General features: G+C 43.2%; 6 protein-coding genes. 3 read left to right on the forward strand and 3 right to left on the reverse strand.

The window, feature by feature from the left end:
• Nucleotides 1-147: 147 nt before the first annotated feature.
• A complete protein-coding gene (locus ABYB02_RS13375; protein ID WP_372762932.1) occupies nucleotides 148-2,217 on the reverse strand; it encodes a GNAT family N-acetyltransferase in 2,070 nt (689 codons plus the stop codon).
• On the reverse strand, nucleotides 2,195-4,360 hold the full coding sequence (gene uvrD, locus ABYB02_RS13380) for a DNA helicase II (RefSeq protein ID WP_372762933.1): 2,166 nt from the start codon (nucleotides 4,358-4,360) through the stop codon (nucleotides 2,195-2,197). The genes ABYB02_RS13375 and uvrD overlap by 23 nt, the downstream gene beginning before the upstream one ends.
• A gap of 296 nt (nucleotides 4,361-4,656) precedes the next feature.
• Here uvrD and ABYB02_RS13385 point away from each other — a divergent pair, with 296 nt between their 5' ends.
• The 3 genes from ABYB02_RS13385 to ABYB02_RS13395 all read left to right on the forward strand — a co-directional run bounded on the left by ABYB02_RS13385 (nucleotide 4,657) and on the right by ABYB02_RS13395 (nucleotide 6,038).
• Nucleotides 4,657-4,875: a hypothetical protein gene (locus tag ABYB02_RS13385; protein ID WP_372762934.1), complete on the forward strand. Its 219-nt coding sequence runs from the start codon at nucleotides 4,657-4,659 to the stop codon at nucleotides 4,873-4,875.
• A 110-nt stretch (nucleotides 4,876-4,985) separates the two neighbouring features.
• Entirely contained in the window at nucleotides 4,986-5,354 is a 369-nt protein-coding gene (locus ABYB02_RS13390) for a YacL family protein (RefSeq protein ID WP_372762935.1), read from the forward strand.
• Between the two features lie 60 nt (nucleotides 5,355-5,414).
• Complete coding sequence (locus ABYB02_RS13395; protein WP_372762936.1) at nucleotides 5,415-6,038, forward strand: dUTP diphosphatase; 624 nt, start codon at nucleotides 5,415-5,417, stop codon at nucleotides 6,036-6,038.
• Here ABYB02_RS13395 and ABYB02_RS13400 read toward each other — a convergent pair.
• The coding region (locus ABYB02_RS13400) for an HAD-IA family hydrolase (RefSeq protein ID WP_372762937.1) at nucleotides 6,035-6,322 on the reverse strand (288 nt) is incomplete at its 5' end. The genes ABYB02_RS13395 and ABYB02_RS13400 overlap by 4 nt on opposite strands.

Below are 6,322 nucleotides of genomic sequence, written 5' to 3' on the forward strand. Positions count from 1 at the left end.
ATAGTGTACTGTGACTCCTTATTGATAGTATTGCATTTGCACTGTGGCTCTCCACCGCTGTGGCAGCACGCCATTACCAGGCTTCAAAATACGACAAAGCCCGATTCACTGAGTCGGGCTTTGTTACCACAGTAGAGTAAAAAAGCGTTATACGGAAAGTTGCTTTGCGAGTGTGTTTGTTGCGCTTTTGAACTGCTGTTCTAATTGCTTTTTGCCGCTGAGGCTTAAGTTTTTAATAAGTTGCTCATCAGTATGTTGCTGTAAAACTGTTTGAATTAAAAGTTGCTGCTGATTGGGTGCTAACTTAGTTATTACGGTGGGGGTTTGGTTAATTAAACGCCACAGCGTGGGAGCAATAGTAAAACGGCTACTGCTCAGTTGTTGTTTAAATAACCATAATATATCAGGTGATATTTCCTCATTATTGAATGCGTGCAATAATCTGCTAACCAGCTGCCATTCTAGTGACTTAAAGTGGCTTAATAGACCATAAAACAGCGCGTGTTGAAACTGCTTAATCAGCGGTTGTATGCTTTGCTGTGGTGCATTAAGTGGCTTAACAACGAGTGTTGCGTGCTCAGCAGTGCTCTTGTCACGCTGGTAACCTAACTTAACCGCTTGAAAGCCTAGGCTCTGCCAAAAGTTGAGCAAGTGTGCAGTGGCACCAAAACTTGCACCAAACCAAGTACATTGATCTTTTAGTTGTGACTCGCTATAACTCAGTAATGCTTTGCCTAGACCACAATTATGTGAGCTTGGATCTATGGCAATACGCACAACTCGCGCACTGAAGTGGGTTAAAAAATCGCTGTTAAAGCTCAGTTGTGCAAGTGTTTGCGCCATTAAATGCCCTTGTGGGCGGCGCTCACTTTTGATCACTTGCTGAGCAAGTTCTGCAGTTATTCCACCTTCTATCGCGATTAAGCATACCCCTACTAATTGCTTGCCTATTTTGCTTATAAATATGCGCTGCGAGGGTGCATCTAACAACTGGCGTAAATCATTTACACTACTTTGATAATGGGCAAGTGCAAGTAAAGCAACAACTTGGCTTAATAGCGCTGCATCGGCTACGAGTTGTTGTTGCGTTATTTCACTATGCTTAGGAGTCTGCAATTTATTGCTATTAGTTTCATGATACTGTGCATCAAGTGCGAATAAACTGCGAATATGCTGCTCTAGAGGATCGTGCTTAGCAAAGCGTAAAGGCTCATCAAGCGTGATGATTTTAGCCGCTTTGTAGTTACTTTTAATATAGTGGCTAAAGCGAATTGTATAGCCTCTACCATTGCCCTCATACCCGACTAAGGTGCTTGCAAACACAATGCGAGGATAATGCGCTAACATGCTTAATAACATAGGCACTGGAATAGCAGCAGCTTCATCTACGAAGAGTACATCACATTGAGGGAGCTCATTTAACAGTGCGTCTGGAGCAATATAGTGCATATTCGCAAGTTGTTTTTGTGATGCGTCGTAATTAACATTGAGCTGTGCAGCTAAGTGTTTAAAGCTGCTGTGCGTTGCTCTAAATTGAGTGGCGCAAATAATTATTTTTTTATCTGCCAAGTTTGCGGCTGCTAAGCCTAATGCGGCTGACTTCCCCCGGCCTCTATCTGCATTTATCAGTAGTGGTCTATTGGCGCGTCCATGCGCTACTTTTACTATTTGTGCTACGCAATCTTGCTGTGGTGCAAAGTCAATACTAGTGTGCAGCGCATTGTTATAATTATTAGCGATACAGCCGAACTGTTCACTGTAATGCAAGGCCGGTAAGCGTTTAATAATAGCGCTGAAACGCTGATTGAATAAACTATATTGCTTGCTGTGGCCATGAGACTGGACACTTTTTAGCGCGGGATCTTGCCAGCTACTTAGGGTGCTCAGCTCAGGGAGTAATACACATAATACGCCGCCCGCTTTCACTGTGCCGGCCAGTGCGGCTAACTTATCGGGGTATAAGCCACTAAAGCCATCGTAAATGGCATGAGCAAATTCTTGCCCTAATATTTGGTGAATGTGTGCAGGCCATTGAGCATTTTTAAGTGCACAATGTTTAGATAGAGTAAGCGTATTGCTGTTTTGCGCTAGTGAGTTTGTCAGCGCATAGCACCAAGTAGCACTACCCGTAATAAGTACTAGCTGGCGGTGATGCGCGCCAGCGAGTTGTTGCTCTAGTTGTATGAGCTGCTTTTTATATCGCTTGAAGTCGTGCATACGCTGTTACTAACCATTTGCTACCTAGGTCATCAAAGTTAACTTGCACACGCGATTGTGCACCGCTGCCTTCGTAATTAAGTACCGTGCCCACACCAAATTTAGCATGCAGTACCCGCTGACCTAAGTTAAAGCCACTGTCTTCAAATGCGGCATGGGTTACCGCTGCGCTGAAGCGTCCGGCGGCCGGTGGGCGAGAAACTTGGGTTTTAATACGAATTTCTTCAACGCAGTCTTGGGGTATTTCGCGTAAAAAGCGCGATGGGCTATGGTATTTTTCTTGCCCATATAAGCGACGGCTCTCGGCGTGACTAATATACAGTTTGTCCATAGCACGTGTCATGCCTACATAACAAAGGCGGCGTTCTTCTTCTAAACGCCCTGATTCTTCATTACTTTGCTGTGATGGGAACATGCCCTCTTCAACACCGACCATAAACACTAATGGAAACTCTAGGCCTTTGGCAGAATGCAGCGTCATCATTTGTACGGCGTCTTCGTGTTCATCGGCTTGGCCTTCACCCGACTCAAGTGAGGTGTGCGCTAAAAAGCCTTGTAATGGCGAGCTGTATTCTTCGTCTTCGGGTAGTTCGTATTGATCGCAGGCGCTTATGAGTTCTTCTAAGTTTTCTACGCGAGCGCGGCCTTTTTCGCCTTTTTCAGCTTGGTACATTGCCATTAAACCTGAGGTTTGAATGGTGTATTTTGCTTGCTCATGCAGGGTTAAGTCGCTAATTTTATCTTCTATGTGCTCTACTAGCTCAACAAACTTAGTGACAGCGCCTGCAGCGCGACCAGATAAATGCTGTTGTTCAACAATGGCTTTTGCCGCGTACCACAAAGGTAACGATTCTGCGCGCGCACAGTCGCGTATATGGCTCAGCGTTTTATCGCCAATACCGCGTGCTGGGGTGTTAATAACCCGCTCAAAGGCTGCGTCATCTTGGCGGTTACCAATGAGGCGTAAATACGACAGGGCATCTTTAATTTCTTGGCGTTCAAAGAAGCGCATGCCGCCATAAATGCGGTATTTTAGCCCTTCTTGCAGCATGGCTTCTTCAAGTACTCGTGACTGGGCATTACTGCGATATAAAATGGCCGCGTCTTGTAATGCATTGCCTGCATTAAGCCAGCTGCGCAGTTTACTACTTACAAAGCGTGCTTCGTCTAACTCGTTAAATGCCGCATAGATAGAAATGGGCTCACCGTCGTTACCTTCGGTCCATAAACTTTTCCCCATTCGCTCGGAGTTATTTTGGATCAGCGCATTTGACGCTTTTAGAATCGTAGCGGTGGAACGGTAGTTCTGCTCAAGGCGAATGGTCTCGGCATCAAAATCGCTTAAAAAGCGTTTGATGTTTTCTATTTTAGCGCCACGCCAGCCGTAAATACTTTGGTCATCATCGCCGACAATCATAATACTTTGCGTATCGCCAGCGAGTAACTTTAACCAAGCGTATTGAATGGTATTGGTATCTTGGAACTCGTCTACTAACATATGCGCAAAACGTTGCTGATAGTGACGTAATAATGTTGGGTTATTTTTTAACACTTCGTAGCTGCGTAGCAGTATTTCGGCAAAATCGACTAAGCCCGCTCTATCGCAAGCTTCTTGATAGGCGGCGTAAACGCGCAGCATCATTTGCTCGTTAATATCGTAAGCTTGTATATCTTTAGGGCGCAGTGCTTCGTCTTTTTTAGCGCTTATATACCAACCAAATTGCTTAGCGGGCCATTTTTTATCGTCGATATTCATCGACTTTAACAAACGTTTGATCATTCGTAGCTGATCATCTGAGTCTAAAATTTGAAACGCTTCGGGTAAATTTGCTTCGCGGTGATGGGCACGTAAAATGCGATGTGATAAGCCATGGAAGGTACCTATCCACATACCACCAACCGGTGCTTTTAAGGTTTCTTCTACTCGCGTACGCATCTCTTTGGCGGCTTTATTAGTAAAAGTTACCGCAAAAATACTATACGCAGAGGCTTGCTCAACTTGCATTAACCAAGCAATCCGATGAACCAACACTCGTGTTTTACCAGATCCCGCGCCAGCTAATACCAGCATATTTTGCAGGGGAGCTGCAACGGCATCGCGTTGTTTGTCATTTAAGCCATCGAGTAATTGTGAAACGTCCATCGTTACGCCTTTTCAGTCAATAATGCCAGCAGTATAACAGGTGTTTTTGTTAGGCTAAATAAAATACTGTTTTTATAACCAGCTATTACTATAATCAATGTCAAAACGAGTTTGGTAAGTAATTAAAAGCAATAATAAAAATAAGCAATTTGACCTTGTTTTAGTGTTTTTCACTAATGCACTGCAGTTGTTTAATTTCAACCAATTGATTTTTAATAATTTATTATATTGGCATAAAGTGTGTAAGTAGTTATATTAGGTAATAGCATAAAATTAAATCAATAATAGAGGTTAGTATGTCAGGACAAGGCTCAGGCGGTAATGTAATCGCCGCGTTATGTAATATATTTTTCCCAGGATTGGGGCAGCTAGTGCAAGGGCGTATTCTCGCGGCGCTAATATTCGCCATTTTATTTTTTGGTGGCGCAGCATTATGGTTTTTAATTGTGCCAGGGATCATCGCGGGCATAGTCTATATTTGGGCCATTATTGACGCAGCACGCTATCGGTCGTGACGCACGAGTAAAATATTAATCAAATAGCGCTGCATGGCGCTATTTTGCTTTTAGGCGCTGTGCTTATTTGGGTATATAATTGTGCGATTAACGATTTGCAAGCGAGACGTATGGAATATCAATTTATTCGCGATCCTATTAGTGGGTTACGCATTAAAATAACCAGCGAGCATGCCTTAATTGGCCGCTGGCTAAACGAAGAAATAGGTAAAGACAAGGTGGCCATGGTGCAAGCGCTTATTGCATCAGTAAGTTCAAGCTTTGAGCCACTGAAACTGCAAGGCCAAGAAATTGATTTACTGTTAACTAAAGACGAGGCGCTATTTGAAGCGCATGCTTTACATCAAGACAGTGAAGACTTAGTTGCGTATCAAGACGACTTCTTAATGCTAGAAGAAAATGGCTTGAGCAGTGGGTGTGGTTTTGAAGATTTTGTTGATTTAATCAACTCGTGGCAAGAGTTCAGCGGCGCAAAGTAAATTGTAAATCCCGATACAATCTCTGTATTATTACCCCAACTAAAAACGACAGGAATTAATATGTCTGCCAATTTAAATAAACTAGTAGTGATGCTAGAAATGCAAAACGCTATGAATACTAAAGTACATGAGCAATGGTTTAGCCAAGGGTTCGAGTGGTATAGAGCGATTTGGGTTGAGTGTGCCGAAATGCTAGATCATTACGGTTGGAAGTGGTGGAAAAAACAAACGCCAGATACCGAACAAGTTATTTTAGAATTAGTGGATATTTTTCATTTTGGTTTGTCACTGAAAATTGATGGGGTAACTAGTTACCAAGATATCGCTAAGCAACTTGAAAATGAGTTAAGCCAACCGCAGCAAGGCGAAGACTTTAAGCAAACTCTTGAAATGCTCGCCGCGTCAGCTGTGGCTAATAAAAGCTTTAATGCGGCCGCATTTGCAGGTTGTATGGCACAAATAGGCATGGATATTGACGATTTATACCGTGGCTATGTGGGTAAAAATACGCTGAATTTTTTCCGTCAGGATCATGGTTATAAAGACGGTAGCTATATAAAAGTGTGGCACGGGCAAGAAGATAACGAACACTTAGTGGACGTGGTTAAAAGCCTAGATACCGAACATGCTGATTTTGCAAAATTAGTATACCAAGGCTTAGCACAGCGCTATCCAAAAAACTAAATAATGGTGCGGTAGTCGGTTACATTTAGGTAATCGGCTATTTCATTATGCGGTTGTTGGCTGTCAGGGTTGGCAACCGCAAGTAAATGTTCAATACCGAATTTACGCGCGGCATTAAGCACTGGCACGCTATCATCGACAAATAACGTCCGACGCTTATCAAAGCCTAAATCCCCTTGCACCTTATGCCACAAGCTTTGTTGCTCTTTACTTACTCCATACTCATGCGTAGAGATCACCCCATCTAAATAGTTATCAATGGCGGTATGTTCAAACTTCAGCAT

It is taken from the genome of Pseudoalteromonas sp., from assembly GCF_041613455.1.
Classification (GTDB): domain Bacteria; phylum Pseudomonadota; class Gammaproteobacteria; order Enterobacterales; family Alteromonadaceae; genus Pseudoalteromonas.

Bases quoted from the DNA above. Each gene is read 5' to 3' on its own strand.
- ABYB02_RS13375 (WP_372762932.1), bottom strand. From the start codon at position 2,217: ATGCACGACTTCAAGCGATATAAAAAGCAGCTCATACAACTAGAGCAA.
- ABYB02_RS13390 (WP_372762935.1), top strand. From the start codon at position 4,986: ATGGAATATCAATTTATTCGCGATCCTATTAGTGGGTTACGCATTAAA.
- ABYB02_RS13395 (WP_372762936.1), top strand. From the start codon at position 5,415: ATGTCTGCCAATTTAAATAAACTAGTAGTGATGCTAGAAATGCAAAAC.
- ABYB02_RS13385 (WP_372762934.1), top strand. From the start codon at position 4,657: ATGTCAGGACAAGGCTCAGGCGGTAATGTAATCGCCGCGTTATGTAAT.
- uvrD (WP_372762933.1), bottom strand. From the start codon at position 4,360: ATGGACGTTTCACAATTACTCGATGGCTTAAATGACAAACAACGCGAT.